Below are 20961 nucleotides of genomic sequence, written 5' to 3' on the forward strand. Positions count from 1 at the left end.
GCTAAAAGTCGTCGCCGGCTAAGAATTATCGGAGCTTAAGGATCTATTTTATCTGCAACGATAAAGCATTGTCCGCGCGCATGGAGCGCAGAGACTAACACGACCTGGAAGAATAATGCTCGAGTCCGTGTCCATCAAAGGCAAGCTGATCGCTTGCTTCTCGATCATGCTCGCCTTGATCGGCGGCCTGGCGGCCCTGTCCTATCACCAGATCGAAACGATCAATCACGTCGCCACCGACCTGCGCGCCATGCGTCTCCCGGCGACGCAAGCGCTCGGCGGCATCCAGACCATGACGCTGCGCATCCGGGTCAACGGCAACCGTCTCCTCCTCGCCAAGACACCGCAGCAGCGTGCGGACGCGATGACGTCGATCGACCAGCGGATGGCCGAACTGCAGGGCTACAAGGCACGCTACACGAGCTTGATGGAAACCGAGGCCAAACGGGCCTTGTTTCGGACCTTCGAGCAGCAATGGGCGGCGTATCTGAACGAGCAGGCGGAGACTTTCGCCAAGGCCGATGCCGGTGACGCCGCCGGCGCGCAGGAGCAGTACAACACGACCATGTCCGACTCGATCCGGGGCATCGTCGCGACCTTGAAATCCCTGGCGGACCTGGAGAACGCAGCCGCCGAGTCGAGCGGCGCGCAGGCGCAGGCCGCCTACGATCAGGCCCGGCAGCAGATGATGGTCTTCCTGGCGGTCGCCGCGATCCTGGCGATCGGGGCGGTCGTGATGCTGGTCCTGGAGATCAGCCGCCCGCTCGGACGCATGACCGCCGCCATGCATCAGCTCGCGTCCGGCGACACGGAGACGGCCATCCCCGCCTTCGGCCGGCGCGACGAGGTCGGCGCGATGGCCGGCGCTGTCCAGATCTTCAAGGAGAGCATGATCCGCGCCCGCAGCCTCGAACAGGAGACCGCGCAGGCCCGGCTGGCCGCGGAGGAGCAGCGCAAGCTCGGCATGCGCGAGATGGCCGACAGCTTCGAGGCCGCAATCGGCGGCATCATCGGCCAGGTCTCGGCCTCGGCCTCCGAGCTCCAGGCCACCGCGCAGACGATGACCGTCACGGCCACCCAGACCGCCAGCCGATCGACGACGGTGGCGGTCGCGGCCGAGGCGGCGGCGGTCAACGTCAACACCGTGGCGGCCGCAGCCGAGGAGCTCGGCTCCTCGGTCCAGGAGATCGGCCGGCAGGTCGACGGCTCGGCGCAGCTCGCCCGGCTGGCGGTGTCGGAGACCGACCAGACCGGCGCGCTGGTCGAGGAGCTGAGCACGGTGGTTTCGCGGATCGGCGACGTGGTCGGGCTGATCTCGAACATCGCCGGTCAGACCAACCTGCTCGCGCTCAACGCGACCATCGAGGCGGCCCGCGCGGGCGCGGCCGGCAAGGGGTTCGCGGTGGTGGCGTCCGAGGTGAAGGCGCTGGCCGAGCAGACCGCGAAGGCCACGCAGGACATCTCGGGGCAGATCACGCAGGTCCGGGGCACGACCGGTCAGGCGGTGACGGCGATCGGCGGCATCACGGCGCGGATCCAGGAGATCAGCGGCGTGGCGACCTCGATCGCGTCGGCCGTGGAGCAGCAGGGCGCGGCGACGCAGGAGATCGTGCGCAATGTCGGGCAGGCCGCGACCGGCACCGCCGAGGTGACGACGAACATCGCCGGCGTGGCCGGAGCGGCCGACGAGACCGGGGCGGCGGCCTCCCAGGTGCTGAGCGCCGCCTCTGCCCTGTCGCGCCAGTCCGAGCACCTCGCGGTCGAGGTCCGGCACTTCCTGCAGACCGTCCGGGCCGCGTGAGGATGCGGCCCCCGCGGGCCTCCGGCGGCCCGGTCAGGCCAGGCCGAGAGCGGCCCGCGCCTCGGCCGGGTTCGCCACCCGGCGGCCGTGGCGGCGCACCGCCTCGGCCGCGAGGGTGACCAGCTCGGCATTGCTCGCCGCCAGCCTGTCCTTGGTCACCCGGATGTTGTCCTCCAGCCCGGTGCGGACCGCGTCGGCGCCGCGGGCGAGCGCCCACTCCATCACGACCGCCTGGTTGCGGCCGATCCCGGCGGCGGTCCAGGTCGCTTCGGGCAGGATCCGCCGCGTCTCGGCGAGCAGGATGTCGAGCAGATGCTCCTCGGCCGGCATCGCGTTCTGGACACCCATCACGAACTGCACGTGCGGGCGCGCATCGATGAGGCCCGCCTCGACCAGCCGCTTGGCGCCATGCAGGTGCGACAGGTCGAAGATCTCGATCTCCGGCCGGATCCCGAACTGCTTCATCTGGCCGGCGAGGTCGGCGACGAGGCTGGCGCTGTTCTCGTACACGATGGTCGGGAAGTTCACCGAGCCGGTGGACAGCGAGGCCATGTCCGGCCGGTGCTTGAGCGAGAGGCCCCGGGCGGCCGGATCGCGCCCGCGGCCGCCGGTGGAGAATTGCACGATCATCCCGGGGCAGTGCTTGCGCAGCCCCTCCTGCACGGCGGCGAACTTGTCGGGGTCGGAGGAGGGCGACTCGTCGTCGTTGCGCACGTGGATATGGGCCAGCGTCGCGCCGGCCTCGAAGGCCTGCCGGGTCGCCTCGATCTGCTCGGCCACGGTGACCGGCACGGCCGGGTTGTCCTTTTTGCGCGGCACCGAGCCGGTGATCGCCACCGCGATCACCACGGGCGCGTCGCTCGGGGATCCTGCCATCGCGTCTTCTCCCTGATCGTTCGTCTGGTTCGCGTGCGGGATAGCCCCGCCCGCGGGGAAACTGAACCGCTCCGGCGAGCCGGGCCGCCTTCGGCGCGGGACATCTCGGGGCCGGTGACAGGGCGAATGCAGAGGTGTGTTTGACGCTCACCCAACGCACGGCCACAACGGGGCGAACCAACCCGCGCCCTCATCCTGAGGTGCCGCAGCGTAGCGGAGGCCTCGAAGGAGGCCTCCAGCCAGCCGCGCGATCCCTGGAGGGCTCCTTCGAGGCTCGCTTCGCGAGCACCTCGGGATGAGGGTTTGGGTGGGAGCAGGCGAGCGAAGGTCTCGGCGCATCGAGGCTCGAGGCCGGCCGCACGGGGCGACGGGGAACGCGATGAACGACACGATCCTGGTCCTCAACGGACCGAACCTGAACCTGCTCGGCAAGCGGCAGCCGGAGATCTACGGGCGTGAGACCCTGGCCGATGTCGAGGCCCTGTGCCGCGAGACCGCCGCCGGCTTCGGCCTCGATGTGGATTTCCGCCAGAGCAATGCCGAGCACGCGCTGATCGACGCGATCCACGATTTCCGGGTCGGGTCCGCCGGCATCGTGATCAATGCCGGGGCCTATACCCACACTTCGGTGGCGATCCTCGACGCGCTCAACACCTGCGAGGTGCCGGTGATCGAGTGCCACATCTCGAACGTCCACCGGCGCGAGGCCTTCCGGCACCATTCCTACATCTCCCTCGCCGCGACCGCGGTGCTGGCGGGCTTCGGGACGCACGGCTACGCGCTCGCGATCCGGCATCTGGCGCAGCTGCGAGCCAGGGCCGGCGCGGCTTGAGCGGCGGATAGCGGCCGCTTCAGGGTTGACGCTGGCAGAGACAGGGCGGAGGAGACCGGTCAGGCCTTCCCTATCCTCGCGCTCTTCAACCGGTCCCCGGCGGAGAGTGCCCCCAGCGGAGCGCGCACGCCGCATGACCACGTCCTTCCTGCCCATCGACCGGACGCTGATCGCCCGCGAGGCGGCCAAGATGTTCCTGGAGATCCAGGCCGTCCATTTCTACAAGGACGAGCCGTTCAAGTTCACCTCGGGCTGGGCCAGCCCGGTCTATATCGATTGCCGCAAGATCATCTCGTTCCCGCGCCTGCGCGCGACGCTGATGGATTTCGCGACCGCCACGATCGTGCGCGAGATCGGCTACGAGTCGCTCACCCATATCGCGGGCGGCGAGACCGCCGGCATCCCGTTCGCCGCCTGGATCGCCGACCGGCTGATGCTGCCGATGCAGTATGTGCGCAAGAAGCCGAAGGGTTTCGGCCGCAACGCCCAGATCGAGGGCGAGGTGGTCGAGGGCGCCCGGACCCTGCTGGTCGAGGATCTCGCCACCGACGGGCGCAGCAAGGTCAATTTCTGCCAGGCCCTGCGCGATGCCGGCGCCCAGGTCGATCACTGCTTCGTGCTGTTCTACTACGACATCTTCCCCGGCAGCGCCGCGCTGATGCAGGAGACCGGGATCAAGCTGCACTACCTCACGACCTGGTGGGACGTGCTGGCGGTCGCCAAGGAGATGGGCACCTTCGATCCGAAGACGCTGGCCGAGGTCGAGAGCTTCCTCAACGGGCCGGCGGAATGGTCGGCGGCCCATGGCGGCATCTCCTCCTTCGGTCAGGGCTGAGGAGCCGCAAGCGATGAGCGTCGCCGACCTGTTCCCCGCCGCGCAGCCCCCCGCCTCTACCGCGGCCGACCGGATCACCATCCGCCGGCCGGACGACTGGCACATCCACCTGCGCGACGGCGCGATGCTGAAGGCGGTGCTGCCCTACACGGCCGCGCAGTTCGCCCGGGGCATCATCATGCCGAACCTGGTCCCGCCGGTGACCACGGTGGCGGCCGCGCGCGCCTATCGCGAGCGGATCCTGGCGGCCCTGCCCGAGGGGCTCGACTTCACCCCGCTGATGACCTGCTACCTGCGGGACGACACCGACCCGGACGAGATCGAACGCGGCTTTACCGAGAAGGTCTGGATCGCCGCCAAGCTCTACCCGGCCGGCGCGACGACGAACTCGCATGCGGGCGTCACCGACCTGATCGGGCTCGCACCCGTCCTGGAGCGGATGGAGCGGATCGGCATGCCGCTCCTGATCCACGGCGAGGCCACCGACCCGGAGATCGACATCTTCGACCGCGAGGCCGCCTTCATGGAGGGCAGCCTGATCCCGCTGCTCGCCCGGCACCAGGGCCTGAAGGTCACCGTCGAGCACGCCACCACCGCCGAGATCCTCGACGTGGTGCGGGCCAACCGGAGCCGGGTGGCGGCGACGATCACGCCCCACCACCTCGTCATCAACCGCACCCACATCTTCCAGGGCGGCCTGCGCCCGCATCTCTACTGCCTGCCGGTGGCCAAGCGCGAGCGTCACCGCCTGGCCCTGCGTGCGGCCGCGACCTCGGGCGAGGCCTGCTTCTTCCTCGGCACCGACACCGCCCCGCATGTCCGCGGCGCCAAGGAGGCGTCCTGCGGCTGCGCCGGCGTGTTCTGCGGCCCGACCGCCCTGCAGACCTACGTGCAGGTCTTCGACGAGGAAGGCGCGCTCGACCGGTTCGAGGCCTTCGCGTCGCTGAACGGCGCGCGCTTCCACGGGCTCGAGCCCAACGCGGCGACCGTCACCCTCGAGCGCCGCGAGAGCCGCGTGATCGAGGCGGTGACCGTCGAAGACACCGCCGTGGTGGTGTTCCGGGGGGATGAGACGCTGCCCTGGGCGGTGGTCTGACACCACTCCGATAGGGGGCATCGGCCCTCTCCGTCATTGCGAGCGCAGCGAAGCAACCTAGGGCAGCGGGCGATTTCAGGTCGTCGGGGCTCCCTGGGTTGCTTCGCTGCGCTCGCAATGACGTTGCGGGGGCCTGCGACGGGATGGTGGGCCGAATTCCAGCACATCTCTTGCCTCTCCGACGATCACCAGTACTAGACCTTCGCGCGCGCAGGCGTGTGACTGGTCATGCCAATCCGCAGACCTCGATCGGAGCCCGACCATGCAGGATGAGCGACAGGACGGCATCACGGCGCTCGGCGCGGTCGATCTCGCGGCCGCCATCCGCGGCCGGGTCGTTTCCTGCGTGGATGTCATGCGCGCCTATCTGGAGCGGATCCACCGGCTCAATCCGCAGGTCAACGCCATCGTCGGGCTGCAGGACGATGCGGCGCTCCTGCAGGAGGCGGAGGCGCGGGATGCCGCGCTCGCCCGCGGCGAGGCCGTAGGGCCGCTGCACGGGTTTCCGCTCGCCGTGAAGGATCTCGATGCGGTGCGCGGGCTGCCGTTCACGCAAGGGTCGCCGATCTTCGCCGACCGGATCGCGCAAAATGACACGATCATGGTCGCCCGGCTGCGTGCGGCCGGGGCGATCTTCATCGGCAAGACCAACATCCCCGAATTCGGGCTCGGCTCGCACAGCTTCAATCCGGTCTACGGCGCCACCGGCAACGCCTACGATCCGGAGAAAAGTGCGGGCGGGTCGAGCGGCGGCGCCGCGGTGGCGGTCGCCCTGAAGCTGCAGCCGGTGGCCGATGGCAGCGATTTCGGCGGTTCCCTGCGCAACCCGCCGGCCTTCAACAATTGCTACGGCCTGCGCCCGAGCTGGGGCCGGATCCCGGTCGAGACCAAGGACGTGTTCACCCCCGGCATGTCCGTGCTCGGCGCCGTCGGGCGCAGCCCGGCCGATATCGGCCTGATGCTGTCGGTGCAGGCGGGCTACGATCCGCGCTGCCCGAACACGATCCGCCAGGACCCCTCGGCCTTCGCGAGCCCGCTGGCCCGGGATTTCCGCGGGACGCGGATCGCCTGGCTCGGGGATTTCGACGGGCAGATCCCGTTCGATCCCGGCGTGCTCGACCTCGGCCGCGCCGCGCTGGCGACCTTCTCGGAGATCGGCTGCGTGGTCGAGGAGGCCGCGCCCCGGTTCGACATGGAGCAGCTCTGGCGTGACTTCATCACCCTGCGGGCCTTGATGGTCGCCCCGGTGCTCCGGCCGCTCTACGACGTGCCCGCCCACCGGGCGCAGATGAAGCCCGAGGCGATCTGGGAGGCCGAACGCGGTCTCGAACTCACGATCGACCGGCTCACCGCCGCCCTGGAGGGGCGCACCCGCTGGTACGAGACCGTGCGCCGGTTCATGGAGCGCTACGATTTCCTGGTCATGCCGAGCGCGCAGGTCTTCCCGTTCGACAAGAACCTGCGCTGGCCCCGCGAGGTCGGCGGCCGGCCGATGGACACCTACCACCGGTGGATGCAGACCGTGGTCCCGGTGACCATGTCCGGCCTGCCGGCCCTCGATATCCCGGCGGGCTTCGGCGAGGCCGGGCTGCCGACCGGTATTCAGATCGTCGCCCGCAATCACGGCGAACTCGCCTGCCTGCAGCTCGGCGCGGCCTACGACGCTGCGAGCAACTGGGTCCGCCGCTGCCCGCCGCCCCTGCACTGAGCGCGCGTCCGATCCTCGGCTTTCGCGTTGACCGGTTCCCGGGTCTCCGGTATGAGGCCCAACACTTCACGTGCGACTGGACTGAATCCGATCCTGGATTTGTCGATCGCCGCGAGGCAGGCTCGGATATCCGATGAACGCGGTTCTTATTGTAGCGGAAGCGTCACCGACGGGGCGGCCCTAATTCAGGGCTGCAATCCGAGCGGTGGCGCATGCAGGGTCCCTCGGGGCCCTTTTTTATTGCCCGCTGCCCGGTGACGCATCACGGCCAACGAGATCCAGGCGTTCGAGATACCGACGAACACAGTGCTTTCGGGCGAGGCGGATGCCGCCTCGCGTGACGAAGGTGCAGGACGAAAGGAACCGGTCCGTCCGGCGGCGCACGACCGCCGCCGACGATCCGGGGAGCGGAGGAGGAGAGCATGGGCGGCGAGGTCATGACCGGGGCCGAGATGGTCATCCGGGCATTCCGGGATCAGGGCGTGGACACGCTGTTCGGTTATCCGGGCGGTGCCGTACTTCCGATCTACGACGCTCTGTTCCACCAGGACGCGGTGAAGCACGTGCTGGTCCGGCATGAGCAGGGCGCCGTCCACGCGGCCGAGGGCTATGCGCGCTCGTCCGGCAAGGTCGGCTGCGTGCTGGTCACGTCCGGCCCCGGCGCCACCAACATCGTCACCGGCCTGACCGACGCGCTGCTCGACTCGATCCCGCTCGTCTGCATCACCGGGCAGGTTCCGACGCATCTCATCGGCACCGACGCGTTCCAGGAATGCGACACGGTCGGCATCACGCGCCACTGCACGAAGCACAATTACCTGGTCAAATCGATCGAGGACCTGCCGCGGATCCTGCACGAGGCGTTCTACGTCGCCGCCAATGGCCGGCCCGGCCCGGTCGTGGTCGACCTGCCCAAGGACATCCAGTTCGCCTCCGGCCTCTACGAGCGCCCGGAGATCTCGAGCCACAAGACCTACCGCCCGGCGGTCAAGGGCGACAGCGACCGGATCCGCGCGGCGGTCGAGCTGATGGCGACCGCGCGTCGTCCGGTCTTCTATACCGGCGGCGGCGTGATCAATTCCGGCCCGGAGGCCTCCCGGCTCCTGCGTGAGCTCGTCGCCGAGACCGGCTTCCCGGTCACCTCGACCCTGATGGGGCTCGGCGCATATCCGGGCACGGACCCGAAGTTCCTGGGCATGCTCGGCATGCACGGGACCTACGAGGCCAACCTCGCGATGCACGAGTGCGACGTGATGATCTGCGTCGGCGCCCGGTTCGACGACCGGATCACCGGCCGGCTCGACGCGTTCTCGCCGTTCTCGAAGAAGATCCACATCGACGTCGACGCCTCCTCGATCAACAAGGTGGTCAAGGTCGATGTCGGGATCGTGGGCGACTGCGCCTCGGTGCTGGCCGACATGCTGGAGGCCTGGCGTGCCCTGCCGTCGCGGCCGGAGACATCCAACCTCGATCCGTGGTTCCAGAAGATCGGCGCCTGGAAGGCCCGCGACTGCCTCGCCTACTGGCCGTCGGGGACGATCATCAAGCCGCAATACGCCGTGCAGCGTCTCTACGAGGCCTGCAAGGACCGCGAGACCTACATCACCACGGAGGTCGGCCAGCATCAGATGTGGGCGGCGCAGTACTTCAAGTACGACGAGCCGAACCGCTGGATGACGTCGGGCGGCCTCGGCACGATGGGCTACGGCCTGCCGGCGGCGATCGGCACCCAGCTCGCCCACCCGAAGGGGCTGGTGATCGACATCGCCGGCGAGGCGTCGATCCTGATGAACATGCAGGAGCTCTCGACGGCGGTTCAGTACCGGCTGCCGGTCAAGGTGTTCATCCTGAACAACGAGTACATGGGCATGGTCCGGCAGTGGCAGGAGCTGCTGCACGGCTCGCGCTACTCCCAGAGCTATTCCGAGAGCCTGCCGGACTTCGTCAAGCTGGCGGAGGCCTACGGCGCCAAGGGCATGCGCTGCGAGAAGCCGGGCGACCTCGACGGGGCCATCGCGGAGATGCTGGCCTATGACGGGCCGGTCCTGTTCGACTGCATCGTCGACAAGACCGAGAACTGCTTCCCGATGATCCCCTCGGGCAAGGCGCATAACGAGATGCTCCTGTCCGATTACCTCGGCGAGACCGGCGTCGAACTCGGCGACGTGATCTCCGAGGAAGGCAAGATGCTGGTGTGACGGGTTTGGCGGCGGCCCTTTCGGGGTCGCCGCCTGCCGTATGGGCGGCGTGCGGACGCCGATGAGCACGGACTGGACGACGAGGACGAAGCCGGCATGAACGCGATGAACACCCACTATCCCGACGCCGTGCGCGTCGAGCCGGTGAACCGGCACACGCTCGCCGTGATCGTCGACAACGAGCCCGGCGTGCTCGCCCGCATCTCCGGCATGTTCTCCGGCCGCGGCTACAACATCGAGAGCCTGACCGTCTCCGAGACCGAGGAGGCGCGCCACATCTCGCGGATCACCATCGTGACCGCCGGCACCAACGCCGTGATCGAGCAGATCAAGGCGCAGCTCGACCGGCTCGTGCCGGTCCACCGGGTCGTGGACTTGACCCTCCAGGGCAACGCGCTGGAGCGCGAGATCTGCCTCGTGAAGGTCAAGGGCGAGGGCGAGCACCGCAGCGAGGCGCTGCGGCTCGCGGCCGCCTTCGGCGCCAAGACGCTGGACGCCACGCTCAACTCCTTCGTGTTCGAGCTCACCGGCGCCACCGAGGAGATCGACCGGTTCGTGCGCCTGATGAGCGTGATCGGCCTGGTCGAGATCTGCCGCACCGGCATCAGCGCCATGGGGCGTGGATCGGAGCCGCTGTAGGAAGTGCCGGCTCGGATCTGCTATGTTCCGTCGTCCTCGCGGGGGGCGGAGCGATGGAAGCCAAGGTCATACGCTGGGGTGAAGATCTCGTCGTGCGGCTGAGCAGCGCGGAAGCCGAGGAACTCGGCATCCGCGAGGGCGAGACCGTCGAGATTGTGTCGAAGACCCCGCCACCGGCGGAGCCTCGGCAATGGCACGGTCGCCGGTATGTCGACGGCCTGCCTGTCTATACGATGGAAGAGATGATCGCCGAGGCACGGCGCTTGGGACCTGAGGCGGAGCCCGAGACTGTCGATTGGGGCCCCGACCGCGGTTCCGAGATCATCGATGACGCCAACGACCCGTACTGATTGGCAACCGCATCCGGGCGAATTGCTTCTGATCGATCTGGAACCGGTCCGCGGCACGGAGCAGAACGGCATACGGCCGGCACTCGTCGTCTCGGATCCGGACATGAATCATCCGACGCGCCGGGTCATCATCTGCCCGATCACGCGCAATCCGCACCCGTGGCCGACGAAGGTGTTCCTGCCTGCTGGCCTCGCTGTAAAGGGAGCCGTGCTGGTCGACCAAGTCCGATCGATCGACCGGGCTGCCCGGATCCTGAGGAGCCTCGGGTCGGCACCGGACGAAGTCGTCGCCGAAGTGCGCGGCAAGCTGCGGACGCTTCTCGGGCTGACCTTCGTTAGGTCAGATGATCTTTCTTCAGCATTGACGGTAAAATCCGAATGACAACCCGCACCCTCTACTACGCCCCTGGCGCCTGCTCGCTGGCCGCTCACATCATCCTGGAGGAATCCGGGCTGCCGTTCGAGGGCGTCAAGCTGAACCTCGCGGCCGGGGACCAGCGCGCCCCGGAATACCTCGCGATCAACGAGCGCGGCCGGGTGCCGGCCCTGGTCGAGGACGGCTGGGTGCTGACCGAATGCGCCGCGATCCTGCGTCACGTCGCCCGCTCCGTACCCGAGAAGGGCTTTTGGCCCACCGACCTGCGCGAGCAGGCCCGGGCCGACGAGTGGCTCGGCTGGCTCGCCGCCAACCACCATGTCGCCTACGCGCATGTCCGCCGGCCGGAGCGCTACACCGCCGACGAGGACGCGTTTCCCGGCATCCGCGACAAGGCCGCCGATACCTACGGCGATCTCTGCACCATGACCGAGGTCCACCTCTCGAACGGCGGCTGGGCCGTGGGGGACCGGTACGGCGTGGTCGACGCCTACCTGATGGTCTTCTGGGTCTGGGCTTCCGGCGCGTCGCTCCGGTTCGACATGCCCGCGCGCTTCCCGGCCTGGCACGCCCATGCCCGCAGGGTCGCCGAGCGGCCGGCGGTGCGGGCGGTGTTCGCCCGCGAAGGGCTGGCCCTGCCGGCCTGAATCCAGCCCAGCCGGGCCCCTTGCAGCGCCCGGCGAATCGCTCTATCGAGCGTACCGTACGGTACGGTACTGGAAACGATGCGGTCGAGCCTCGCAGAGCGGCAGGAGACGGTGGAGGCGGGCGCCGAGGCGCCGGCCACGCCGTCCGTGCGCCAGCAGGCGGTGCTCGACGCCGTGCTCGCCCTCATGGTCGAGGACGGGGACCAGCTCACCATGGACGCCGTGGCGCGCCGGGCGAGCTGCTCCAAGGAGACCTTGTACAAGTGGTTCGGCGACCGCGACGGGCTGCTCACCGCGACGGTGCGGTGGCAGGCATCCCGGGTCCATGCCGGAGGGGCGGCCGTGCAGGCCCTCGACGGGGCGACCCTGCGGGAGCATCTTCAGGACTTCGCGGTCTCGTGGCTGACGGTGATCACCAGCCGCACGTCGGTGGCGCTGAACCGGATCGCCGTGGCCCATGCCGGCTCGCGCAAGAGCAATCTCGGCGGCATCGTGCTGGCGAACGGCCGCTTCGCCATCGGCGAGCGGGTGAAGCCGGTGCTGGAGGCCGGGCGCGATGCCGGGCTGCTCGCCTTCGCGGACAGCGAGGCGGCGTTCCGGACCTTCTTCGGCCTCGTCGGCCGCGATATTCAGATCCGATTACTGCTCGGCGAGGCGCTCGACCTCGGCGAGGATGAGATCCGGCGCGACGCGGACCGCGCCGTGGAGCAGTTCCTGGCCCTGTACGGCCGGGCGAAGGCCTAACCCAACCCGAAACCAACACCGAAGAGGAAACCGACATGCGGGTTTATTACGATCGCGACGCCGACCTGAACCTGATCAAGGGCAAGAAGGTCGCCATCGTCGGCTACGGCAGCCAGGGCCACGCCCACGCGCTCAACCTGCGCGATTCCGGCGTGAAGGACATCGTCATCGCCCTGCGCGAGGGCTCCGCCACCGCCAAGAAGGCGGAGCATGAGGGCTTCAAGGTCCTGTCGGTGGCCGAGGCCGCCAAGTGGGCCGACGTGGTGATGATGCTCACCCCGGACGAGCTGCAGGGCGACATCTACCGCGAGTCCCTCGAGGGCAACATGAAGCAGGGCGCTGCCCTCCTGTTCGCCCACGGCCTCAACGTCCACTTCAACCTGATCGAGCCGCGCAAGGACCTCGACGTCCTGATGGTCGCCCCGAAGGGCCCCGGCCACACCGTGCGCTCCGAGTACCTGCGCGGCGGCGGCGTGCCGACCCTGATCGCCATCGCCCAGGACGCCTCCGGCAACGCCCACGATCTCGGCCTGTCCTACGCCTCGGCCAATGGCGGCGGCCGCGCCGGCATCATCGAGACCACCTTCAAGGAAGAGTGCGAGACCGACCTGTTCGGTGAGCAGGCCGTGCTCTGCGGCGGCCTGGTCGAGCTGATCAAGGCCGGCTTCGAGACCCTGGTCGAGGCGGGCTACGCCCCCGAGATGGCCTATTTCGAGTGCCTGCACGAGGTGAAGCTGATCGTCGACCTCATCTACGAGGGCGGCATCGCCAACATGAACTACTCGATCTCCAACACGGCCGAGTACGGCGAGTACGTCACCGGCCCGCGCATCGTCACGCCCGAGACCAAGGCCGAGATGAAGCGCGTGCTCAACGACATCCAGTCGGGCACCTTCACCCGCAACTGGATGCTGGAGAACAAGGTCAACCAGACCTCGTTCAAGGCGACCCGCGCCAAGCTCGCCACCCACCCGATCGAGGAGGTCGGCACCAAGCTCCGCGCCATGATGCCGTGGATCTCCGAGAAGGCGCTGGTCGACAAGACCCGCAACTGATCGTTCGGATCGCGCGGCCGGGCTCTGCCCGGCCGCGCCTGCGCGGGCCGGTCACGCGAAAGCGAGGCCGGCCTTTTCTATTGCCGGTTGCCGAGCGCGGCCATTCCCGGCGATAAACGCCCCAGCGGTCCCGCCTGCATGAGGACCGGAGAGGGTTGGAGAGGACACGCCATGGCATCGCTCTATTCGGACGTCCACCGGGCGCTGCAGACCGAGTTCGGCACCACCAAGCTCGCCGTGCGCCTGGACGAGGACTGGGTCCACGAGAGCATCCGGCCGGACGAGGGCGCCTTCATCGGCTCCCGGGACATGTTCTTCCTGTCCACCGTCGATCCCGACGGCATGCCGACCGTCTCGTACAAGGGCGGACCCCAGGGCTTCGTGAAGGTGCTCGACGAGAACACCCTCGTGTTCCCGGGCTTCGACGGCAACGGCATGTTCTACTCGATGGGCAACATCGAGGGTCAGGCCAAGGTCGGCCTGCTGTTCATCGATTTCGAGACGCCGCACCGGATCCGCGTCCAGGGCCACGCGACGCTGCTGCGCGACGACGCCCTGATGGCCGAGTACACCGAGGCCAAGTACCTGGTGAAGGTCGCGGTGAAGAAGATCTGGGTCAACTGCCCGCGCTACATCCACAAGTACCAGAAGCTCGAGCAGAACAAGTACGTCCCGACCCCCGGCCGCGAGACCCCGCTCGCCTCCTGGAAGCGCCTCGACCTCGCCGGCGACGTGATCAGCGACGCGGACAAGGCCCGGGTCGCCCAGGAGGGCAAGCTCGAGGTGGCCGAGTACGAGGCGCTGGTCGCCCGCGGCGAGGCCTGAACGGACGGCCCACGCACGCTCACCGTCCGTGTGAGCGTGCGCGAAGCGAGGCTGCGGGGCGGTCCGACGAAGCGCGCGATGTCAACCGGGCTCGCAGAAACCGGGGCCGCTACCCGCCCTTGCGGGCGACGATGAACACCCGCGGGAAGGCCAGCAGCCGCCGGCCGTCGCTGCGCGGCGGGTAGCCGGCGTCGATGGCGGTTTCGTAGGCGGCGAGGAACCCGGCCGTCTGGTCCGGGTCCAGCGGGTCGAGGAACGGGCGCAGCCCGGTGGCCCGGACCCAGGAGACGATGGCGGCGGCATCCGCCATCGGGTGATGATAGGCGGTGCGCCAGACATCCAGGTCGGCGGCCAACGGCGCCAGCAGGTCGTAATAGCCGGCCGGATCCAACATCCGACCGACACGCCCGGCCACGGCCGGATCGCCGATCGCTTCAGCCCAGGGACCGGACGCGGCGGTCTCGCGCATCAGCCGGTGCGAGGGCTCAGCGAGATTGTCTGGCATCTGCACCGCCAGCACGCCGCCGGGCGCCAGAAGCCCGAACAATCGGGGCAGCAGCACCGGATGGTCGGGCAGCCATTGCAGCACGGCGTTGGCGTAGATCAGGTCCGGCGCCCGCTCCGGTGTCCAGGTCGCGGCGTCGGCCAGCGCGAAGGCGAGGCCCGGCAACCGGGTCCGCGCGCTCTCGAGCATGGCGGGCGAGGTGTCGAGGCCGATCACCTCGGCCTCGGGGAAGCACGCCGTGATCAGGGCCGTCGAATTGCCGGGGCCGCAGCCGAGATCGTAGGCGAGGCGCGGGGCGTCGAGGGGCACCCGGGCCAGGAGCTCGGCCGCCGGGCGGGTGCGCTCGTCCTCGAAGCGGGTGTAGAGGGCGGGGTTCCAATCGGCCATCGTGCTCCCCCTTTCGTCTCTCGTCAGCAGCCGAGCTGGTCGGCCAGGTCCGCGAGGTCCCGGGCGGCGTAAGTCACCGGGACGCTGGGCGCGGTTTCGCCACCGCCGGGCCCGTGCTCGTGCGGCCGGGCGATGTGTGCGGTGGACAGGCCGTGGCTCGCCGCCGCCGCGAGGTCGTTCGAATGGGCGGCGACCATCAGGGTCTCCGCCGGCGCGAAGCCGAAGGCCGCCACCGCGTCGCGGTAGAGCGCGGGTTTGGGCTTGTAGTCGCGGGAATACCCGGCGCCCAGGATCGCGTCGAAGACGAAGCCGTTGCGCCGGGCGAGGTCGGCCATCAGCCGGACATGGCCGTTGGAGTTCGGCGCCAGGAGGTGCCGCTCCCGCAGCCGGCGCATGGCGTCGGGCACCTCGGGCCAGGCGTCGAGCCGGTGCCAGGCCTGGACCAGCTCCCGCCGCACGTCCTCGGGCACGCCCGCGATGCCGAACTGCGCCAGCACGTCGGGCAGGGATTCCGCCTGCAGGGTGTCGAGGTCGACGAAGGGCCGGGCGCCGGAGCGCACGGTCTCCATCGAGGGGTTGTAGCGGGCGCGCCAAGTATCGGCGAAAGAATCGGCATCGGCGAAGGCGCCGGCATCGAGCGCGGGGGCGTAGGGGGCGAGCAGGCGCGCAGCCTCCCGGGCGACCCCGGAGCGCCAGTCGACGAGCGTCCCGAAGACGTCGAAGACGAGCGCCCGGACCGTCACCGGACCGCCTGGAGGTTCGGGCTCCGGCGGACGAAGCCGACGATGTCCTTGACCGCGTCGAGGGTCTGGGCCGCGATCGTCTCGGCTCGCCCGGCGCCGTCGGCCAGCACGGCGTCGATATGACCGGGATCGGCGGTCAGCCGGCGCATCTCCCCGGCGATCGGCGCGAGGTTCGTCACCGCGAGGTCGGCCAAAGCCGGCTTGAAGGTCGAGAATTGCGCCCCGCCGAAATCGCGCAGCACCGCCTCGCGGGTGATGCCGGCGAGCGCGGCGTAGATCCCCACGAGGTTGTCGGCCTCCGGCCGCTCCTTGAGACCCGCGATCTCGGAGGGCAGGGGCTCGGAGTCGGTCTTTGCCCGCCGGATCTTCTGGGCGATCGTGTCGGCCTCGTCGGTGAGGTTGATGCGCGCGTTGTCGGACGGGTCCGACTTCGACATTTTTTTGGACCCATCCCGAAGCGACATGACACGCGCCGCCGGCCCGCCGATCAGCGGCTCGGTGATCGGGAAGAACCCCTCGCCGTGGCCGTGGGCCGCGATCGACTTCGCGAAATCGGTGTTGAACTTCTGGGCGATGTCCCGGGTCAGCTCCAGATGCTGCTTCTGGTCCTCGCCCACGGGGACGTGGGTGGCCCGGTAGGCCAGGATGTCGGCCGCCATCAGCACCGGGTAATCGTAGAGCCCGATCGAGGCGTTCTCCCGGTCCTTGCCGGCCTTCTCCTTGAACTGGGTCATGCGGTTCAGCCAGCCCAGCCGCGCGACGCAGTTGAACACCCAGGCGAGCTCGGCGTGCTGGGGCACCTGGCTCTGGTTGAACACGATCGAGCGCTTCGGATCGATGCCGGCGGCCAGGAACGCGGCCGTGACCTCGCGGATCTGGCCGCGCAGGGCCTCCGGGTCCTGCCAGACGGTGATCGCGTGCAGGTCGACCACGCAGTACAGGCACTGCGCCTCGCGCCCCTGCATCTCCACGAAGCGCTTCACCGCCCCGAGGTAATTGCCCAGATGCAGGTTGCCGGTGGGCTGGACGCCCGAGAAGACCAATTCGGTGAACGCGGCCATCGGCGCCGATCCTGAAAACGAAGACGCCGGGGCTCCGCGCCTGCCGGGCGCGGGGTTACTCGCACCCGCGGCCCGGACCGGTCAAGGATGCCGTCACGGCTCCCGCGCGCCGAGGGCCGCGCTCGGGCAGAGATCGACCAGCACGCAGCGCCCGCAGGCGGGGCGGCGATGGTGGCAGACCTGCTGGCCATGCAGCATCAGGATCTCGTGATTGTCGTAGAGCGCCTGCGCGCTCCAGTCGGACGGCAGCTGCGCCCGCAGGATCGCGTGCGAGGGCCCGACATCGACCCGGGGCCCGATCAAGCCGAGGCGCTGGGCGACCCGGTGGTGGTGGCTGTCCACCGGAAGGGCCGGCATCCGCAGGGTCGAGAACGACAGCACCGCCGCGCTGGTCTTGGGGCCGATCCCGGGGATCGCCTCCAGCCAGGCCCGGGCCGCCGCGACATCCATGTCGCCCAGGAAGGCGAGGTCGAGGCTGCCGCAGCGCTCGCGCACGGCGATGAGCACCTCGCGGATCCGCGGCGCCTTCAGCTCCGGCCAGGTCACGCCGGCGATGGCCGCCTGGATCTCCGGCACCTCCGCGTCGATCACCGACTCCCAATCCGGGAAACGGGCGCGCAGGGCCTTGAAGGCCCGACCGGATTCGGCGTTGCGGGTCCGGTGCGAGAGCAGCGACGAGACCAGCTCGCTGACCGGATCGAGACTGTGGAAATACGGGATCGGGCAGCCATAGACCGGGCAGAGCCGGGCATGGATCGCGAGCGCCTTGTCGGCGACCGCCGGGTCGGCCGGCGACGGCGCGGCCCTACGGCGCGACGGCGGTGCGGAGGGGGTGGGGAACAGGGACGTCGGCATGCACGGGGAATCCGCAAGCCGCCGCCGCTGTTCCGGGGCGCCGAAACCAGCGGCGATCTGTCCATCGGCCGAGGCCACGCGACGTGCGCATGGGATTATTGGATCGTCGCGCGAGGGAACGGCTATTCGGCAGATCAAGGCGCTGCCGAATGTCGTTCTATGATCGAAGATGGACCGACGGCCGGATGAGTCACACGGTCATTCCCGGGCTCCGCCTCGCGGCCCCGGGATGACAGGGCGGACGATTACCCTCCGGCGACCTTTCGTCTGCCGAAGAGAACAAGAATTCTTTCTGTGGCCGTGTTCCAGCAGCCTACTTCACCAGCGCGAAGATATTCACGTCGAGGTTGTCGTCGGTGCCGTCCTTGAGGTCGGTGGCGTATTCCTCGACGAAGCGGTCCTGGACCACGATGTCCTTGGCGTCGAGATAGGCCGTCAGCGTCTCGTAGGTGCCGTCGATCGACTCGTAGGAGCCCCGGTGGGGGAAGCGCAGGGCCTTGCCGGACGGCGTCGTGCCGAAGCGCATTCCGTCCGCCTCGGCGGGGGCCGGGTTCGGGGCTGCGGCCACCGGGATCATCGCCTCGAACTCGAAACCGTCATCGTCGGTGCGGGTGAACACCGCCAGCGGCCGGCCCGCCGGAGTGATGCCGAGCTTGGCGAGATCCGCCTCGATCCGCGTGAAGGCCTTGGTCAGGTTGACGATAGCCTCCTCCCACTTGGTCTTGCCCGAGACGATCGCGGCGGGCTTGGCCGGCAGGGTGACTTCGTCGACGTCGCCGGGCTCGCCGGGTTTCTCGATCAGCGTCGGCCGCCCGGGTGTCCCCACGGCGGCCTGGCCGGCGGGGGGCGGGGCCACCGCCTGCTGCGGCGCCGGGGCGGCGCTCTTGTTCGGGTCGGCGACCGGGTTGGGGGCCGTGGTGGTCGGCAGCGGACTGGTCTGGGCGGGCGCCGGCGCCGTGGAGGGTGGCGGTGCCGGCTGCTGCTGCGCGGCCAGGGGACCGCCGGCTGCGAGCAGCAGGGCGGTCGAGAGAGCGACGAGAGAACGAAGGCGGATCACGGGTGGCGCTCCGGTCGGGTCCCGGCGGATCGTCGCGTGGGCTCCCGCCGGCTAACCTAGTGGCGATCCGGCCCGCCCGCGAGGGCGCGGGGCACGAGAGCGGCGGGTGCGGCGCATCTGCCACGCTGCCGGCCCCCCTCGCGTCGGGCGAGCGGGTTTGCCATATAGCCGCTCGATCCCCTCAAAGCTTCTGGCCGCATGAGCGCACTCGCCCATAGACGCTTCCTGAAGATGCACGGCGCCGGCAACGCGATCGTGGTGCTGGACCTGCGCGGCTCGACCGTCAAAGTCCGGCCCGAGGAGGCGCGGGCGATCGCGCAGGATCCCGGCTCGAGCTTCGACCAGCTCATGGTGCTGCACGATCCCGTGAGCCCCGGCACCGACGCGTTCATGCGGATCTACAACACCGACGGCTCGGAAGCCGGCGCCTGCGGCAACGGCACGCGCTGCGTCGCCTACGCGATGCTCGACGACCCGGCCATGGCCCGCCCCGCCGAGGGCGGCAGGCTGGTCCTGGAGACGGCGGCCGGGCGGGTCGGCGTGCGCCGGATCTCGGAGCGCGCCTTCACGGTGGATATGGGCCGTCCGAAGCTCGCCTGGGACGAGATCCCCCTGTCCGAGCCGTTCCCCGACACGCGGCGGATCGAATTGCAGATCGGCCCGATCGACGAGCCGATCCTGCACTCGCCGGCCGCCGTCAACATGGGCAACCCGCACGCGGTGTTCTTCGTGGACCGGGATCCCGCCTCCTACGACCTCGCCCGGATCGGGCCGATGCTGGAGAACCACCCGCTCTTCCCGGAGCGCGCCAACATCTCAATCGCGCAGGTGACCGAGCGCGAGGCGATCACCCTGCGGGTCTGGGAGCGCGGCGCCGGGCTGACGCTCGCCTGCGGCACCGCCGCCTGCGCCACCGTGGTGGCGGCCTCGCGCCTGCGGATGATCGGCCGGCAGGCCCATGTCCGGCTCCCCGGGGGCGAATTGTTCGTGGAATGGCGCGCCGACGACCATGTCCTGATGACCGGCCCGGTCGCGCTCGTCGCCGAGGGCAATCTGGCGCCGGAGCTGTTTTCCGGCGCCACCTGATGGGCGTCGAGACCCTGACCTTCGGGTGCCGGCTCAACACCGTGGAATCGGAGGCCCTGCGCGTCCATGCGGCCGCCGACGGGCGCGACCGTGTGGTGGTCAACACCTGCGCGGTGACCCAGGAGGCCGGCCGCCAGGCCCGCAAGGCGATCCGCCGGATCGCCCGGGTGCGGCCCGGCACCGAGATCGTGGTCACCGGCTGCGGCGCCGAGGTCGAGACCGAGGCCTACGCGGCCATGCCGGAAGTCGCGCGCCTCGTCGGCAATGCCGAGAAGCTGAGCCCCGCGGGCTGGTCGCCCGCCGCCACCGGCCCGGGCGCCGTGATGGCGGCCCGCACCGTGGCGCCGACCCGGATCGACGCGATCGCCGGCCATACGCGGGCCTTCGTGCCGGTGCAGAACGGCTGCGACCATCGCTGCACCTTCTGCGTCATCCCATTCGGCCGCGGCACCTCCCGCTCGGTGCCGGTGGCCGAGGTCGTCGCGCAGGTCGAGACCATCGTGGCCCATGGCGGCCGCGAGGTCGTGCTCACCGGCGTCGACCTCACCGCCTATGGCCGCGACCTGCCCGAACCGTCGCTCTCCCTCGGGGGCCTCGTGCGGGCGATCCTGCGGGCGGTGCCGGAGCTCGCGCGCCTGCGCATCTCCTCGATCGACTCGGTGGAAGTCGACGACGCGCTGCTCGCCGCGCTCGTCGAGGAGGAGCGGCTGATGCCGCACCTGCACCTGTCCCTTCAGGCCGGCGACGACCTGATCCTGAAGCGGATGAAGCGCCGCCACAGCCGCGCCGACGCGATCCGTTTCTGCGCGACGGTCCGCGCCCTGCGCCCCGACGTGGTGTTCGGCGCCGACCTGATCGCGGGCTTCCCCACCGAGACCGAGGACCAGTTCGCCCGCTCCCTCGACCTCGTGGCCGAGTGCGGGCTGACGCATCTGCACGTCTTCCCCTATTCCCCCCGCCCCGGGACGCCGGCCGCCCGCATGCCCCCGGTGGCGCCGGACGCGATCCGCGACCGCGCCGCCCGCCTGCGCGCGGCCGGCGCCGCCGCCCTGCGCCGGCACCTCAACGGCCAGGTCGGGCGCACGCTGACGGTCCTGGCCGAGCGCGGCGGCACCGGTCGGAGCGCGGATTTCACGCCGGTGCGGCTGGCCGGAGAGGCGGAGGCGGGGACGTTCCACGCGGTCACGATCGCGGGGCATGACGGGGCGCGGCTGATCGCTGCGTGAAGCCCCTCAAACCGCAGCATTCTTATCCGCACCGTCATTGCGAGCGCAGCGAAGCAACC

The 20961-nt window shown here is 69.7% G+C and carries 21 protein-coding genes; 15 read left to right on the forward strand and 6 right to left on the reverse strand.

Going from position 1 to position 20961, the window contains the following annotated elements:
- Positions 1 to 115: 115 nt before the first annotated feature.
- The gene (locus LGR69_RS07275) at positions 116 to 1801 is read left to right on the forward strand and encodes a methyl-accepting chemotaxis protein (RefSeq protein WP_230365617.1); all 1686 of its coding nucleotides are present in this window, start codon (positions 116 to 118) and stop codon (positions 1799 to 1801) included.
- Between the two features lie 33 nt (positions 1802 to 1834).
- Here the strand turns inward: LGR69_RS07275 and LGR69_RS07280 are convergent, their stop codons facing one another.
- Positions 1835 to 2677 carry a beta-keto acid cleavage family enzyme gene (locus LGR69_RS07280; RefSeq protein WP_122161313.1) on the reverse strand — a complete coding sequence of 281 codons (843 nt, stop codon included), beginning with the start codon at positions 2675 to 2677 and terminating at the stop codon, positions 1835 to 1837.
- 379 nt (positions 2678 to 3056) lie between these two features.
- Here LGR69_RS07280 and aroQ point away from each other — a divergent pair, with 379 nt between their 5' ends.
- From aroQ to LGR69_RS07340, 12 genes are all read left to right on the forward strand, one after another.
- On the forward strand, positions 3057 to 3509 hold the full coding sequence (gene aroQ, locus LGR69_RS07285) for a type II 3-dehydroquinate dehydratase (RefSeq protein ID WP_091863105.1): 453 nt from the start codon (positions 3057 to 3059) through the stop codon (positions 3507 to 3509).
- Positions 3510 to 3642: 133 nt separating this feature from the next.
- Positions 3643 to 4344, forward strand: coding sequence for an orotate phosphoribosyltransferase (locus LGR69_RS07290; protein ID WP_007561866.1), 702 nt, complete (start codon positions 3643 to 3645; stop codon positions 4342 to 4344).
- 13 nt (positions 4345 to 4357) lie between these two features.
- Positions 4358 to 5440, forward strand: coding sequence for a dihydroorotase (gene pyrC / locus LGR69_RS07295; protein WP_230365618.1), 1083 nt, complete (start codon positions 4358 to 4360; stop codon positions 5438 to 5440).
- A 262-nt stretch (positions 5441 to 5702) separates the two neighbouring features.
- Positions 5703 to 7148, forward strand: coding sequence for an amidase (locus tag LGR69_RS07300; protein ID WP_230365619.1), 1446 nt, complete (start codon positions 5703 to 5705; stop codon positions 7146 to 7148).
- Positions 7149 to 7570: 422 nt separating this feature from the next.
- Positions 7571 to 9346, forward strand: a complete 1776-nt coding sequence (locus tag LGR69_RS07305) for an acetolactate synthase 3 large subunit (protein WP_230365620.1) — start codon at positions 7571 to 7573, stop codon at positions 9344 to 9346.
- 96 nt (positions 9347 to 9442) lie between these two features.
- Positions 9443 to 9985 (forward strand): acetolactate synthase small subunit, encoded by a 543-nt coding sequence (gene ilvN / locus LGR69_RS07310; protein WP_007561879.1) that lies wholly within the window; start codon positions 9443 to 9445, stop codon positions 9983 to 9985.
- Positions 9986 to 10038: 53 nt separating this feature from the next.
- A complete protein-coding gene (locus LGR69_RS07315; RefSeq protein ID WP_230365621.1) occupies positions 10039 to 10335 on the forward strand; it encodes an AbrB/MazE/SpoVT family DNA-binding domain-containing protein in 297 nt (98 codons plus the stop codon).
- Positions 10313 to 10717: a type II toxin-antitoxin system PemK/MazF family toxin gene (locus tag LGR69_RS07320; protein ID WP_230365622.1), complete on the forward strand. Its 405-nt coding sequence runs from the start codon at positions 10313 to 10315 to the stop codon at positions 10715 to 10717. The genes LGR69_RS07315 and LGR69_RS07320 overlap by 23 nt, the downstream gene beginning before the upstream one ends.
- Entirely contained in the window at positions 10714 to 11358 is a 645-nt protein-coding gene (locus LGR69_RS07325) for a glutathione S-transferase family protein (RefSeq protein ID WP_230365623.1), read from the forward strand. The genes LGR69_RS07320 and LGR69_RS07325 overlap by 4 nt, the downstream gene beginning before the upstream one ends.
- A 78-nt stretch (positions 11359 to 11436) precedes the next feature.
- Positions 11437 to 12102 carry a TetR/AcrR family transcriptional regulator C-terminal domain-containing protein gene (locus LGR69_RS07330; RefSeq protein ID WP_050733278.1) on the forward strand — a complete coding sequence of 222 codons (666 nt, stop codon included), beginning with the start codon at positions 11437 to 11439 and terminating at the stop codon, positions 12100 to 12102.
- Between the two features lie 35 nt (positions 12103 to 12137).
- A complete protein-coding gene (ilvC, locus tag LGR69_RS07335) occupies positions 12138 to 13157 on the forward strand; it encodes a ketol-acid reductoisomerase (protein WP_147854888.1) in 1020 nt (339 codons plus the stop codon).
- 171 nt (positions 13158 to 13328) lie between these two features.
- Positions 13329 to 13982: a pyridoxamine 5'-phosphate oxidase family protein gene (locus LGR69_RS07340; RefSeq protein ID WP_007561889.1), complete on the forward strand. Its 654-nt coding sequence runs from the start codon at positions 13329 to 13331 to the stop codon at positions 13980 to 13982.
- 109 nt (positions 13983 to 14091) lie between these two features.
- On the opposite strand, the gene tam is transcribed toward LGR69_RS07340, so the two are convergent.
- From tam to LGR69_RS07365, 5 genes are all read right to left on the reverse strand, one after another.
- Positions 14092 to 14874 (reverse strand): trans-aconitate 2-methyltransferase, encoded by a 783-nt coding sequence (gene tam / locus LGR69_RS07345; protein WP_007561892.1) that lies wholly within the window; start codon positions 14872 to 14874, stop codon positions 14092 to 14094.
- A 23-nt stretch (positions 14875 to 14897) separates the two neighbouring features.
- Positions 14898 to 15617 carry a haloacid dehalogenase type II gene (locus tag LGR69_RS07350; RefSeq protein ID WP_007561894.1) on the reverse strand — a complete coding sequence of 240 codons (720 nt, stop codon included), beginning with the start codon at positions 15615 to 15617 and terminating at the stop codon, positions 14898 to 14900.
- Positions 15614 to 16678, reverse strand: a complete 1065-nt coding sequence (gene trpS, locus LGR69_RS07355) for a tryptophan--tRNA ligase (protein WP_091863097.1) — start codon at positions 16676 to 16678, stop codon at positions 15614 to 15616. The genes LGR69_RS07350 and trpS overlap by 4 nt, the downstream gene beginning before the upstream one ends.
- 93 nt (positions 16679 to 16771) lie before the next feature.
- Entirely contained in the window at positions 16772 to 17533 is a 762-nt protein-coding gene (locus LGR69_RS07360; RefSeq protein ID WP_230365624.1) for an endonuclease III domain-containing protein, read from the reverse strand.
- Between the two features lie 313 nt (positions 17534 to 17846).
- Positions 17847 to 18590: a GyrI-like domain-containing protein gene (locus LGR69_RS07365; RefSeq protein ID WP_230365625.1), complete on the reverse strand. Its 744-nt coding sequence runs from the start codon at positions 18588 to 18590 to the stop codon at positions 17847 to 17849.
- A gap of 198 nt (positions 18591 to 18788) precedes the next feature.
- On the opposite strand from LGR69_RS07365, the gene dapF reads away from it, so the two are divergent.
- Both dapF and mtaB read left to right on the forward strand, forming a co-directional pair.
- Positions 18789 to 19676 carry a diaminopimelate epimerase gene (gene dapF, locus LGR69_RS07370; RefSeq protein WP_230365626.1) on the forward strand — a complete coding sequence of 296 codons (888 nt, stop codon included), beginning with the start codon at positions 18789 to 18791 and terminating at the stop codon, positions 19674 to 19676.
- Positions 19676 to 20902, forward strand: a complete 1227-nt coding sequence (gene mtaB, locus LGR69_RS07375; RefSeq protein ID WP_230365627.1) for a tRNA (N(6)-L-threonylcarbamoyladenosine(37)-C(2))-methylthiotransferase MtaB — start codon at positions 19676 to 19678, stop codon at positions 20900 to 20902. Before dapF ends, mtaB begins: the two co-directional genes overlap by 1 nt.
- Positions 20903 to 20961 lie beyond the last annotated feature (59 nt).

It is taken from the genome of Methylobacterium brachiatum (assembly GCF_020523825.1).
In the GTDB taxonomy this organism is placed as follows: Bacteria; Pseudomonadota; Alphaproteobacteria; order Rhizobiales; family Beijerinckiaceae; genus Methylobacterium; species Methylobacterium brachiatum.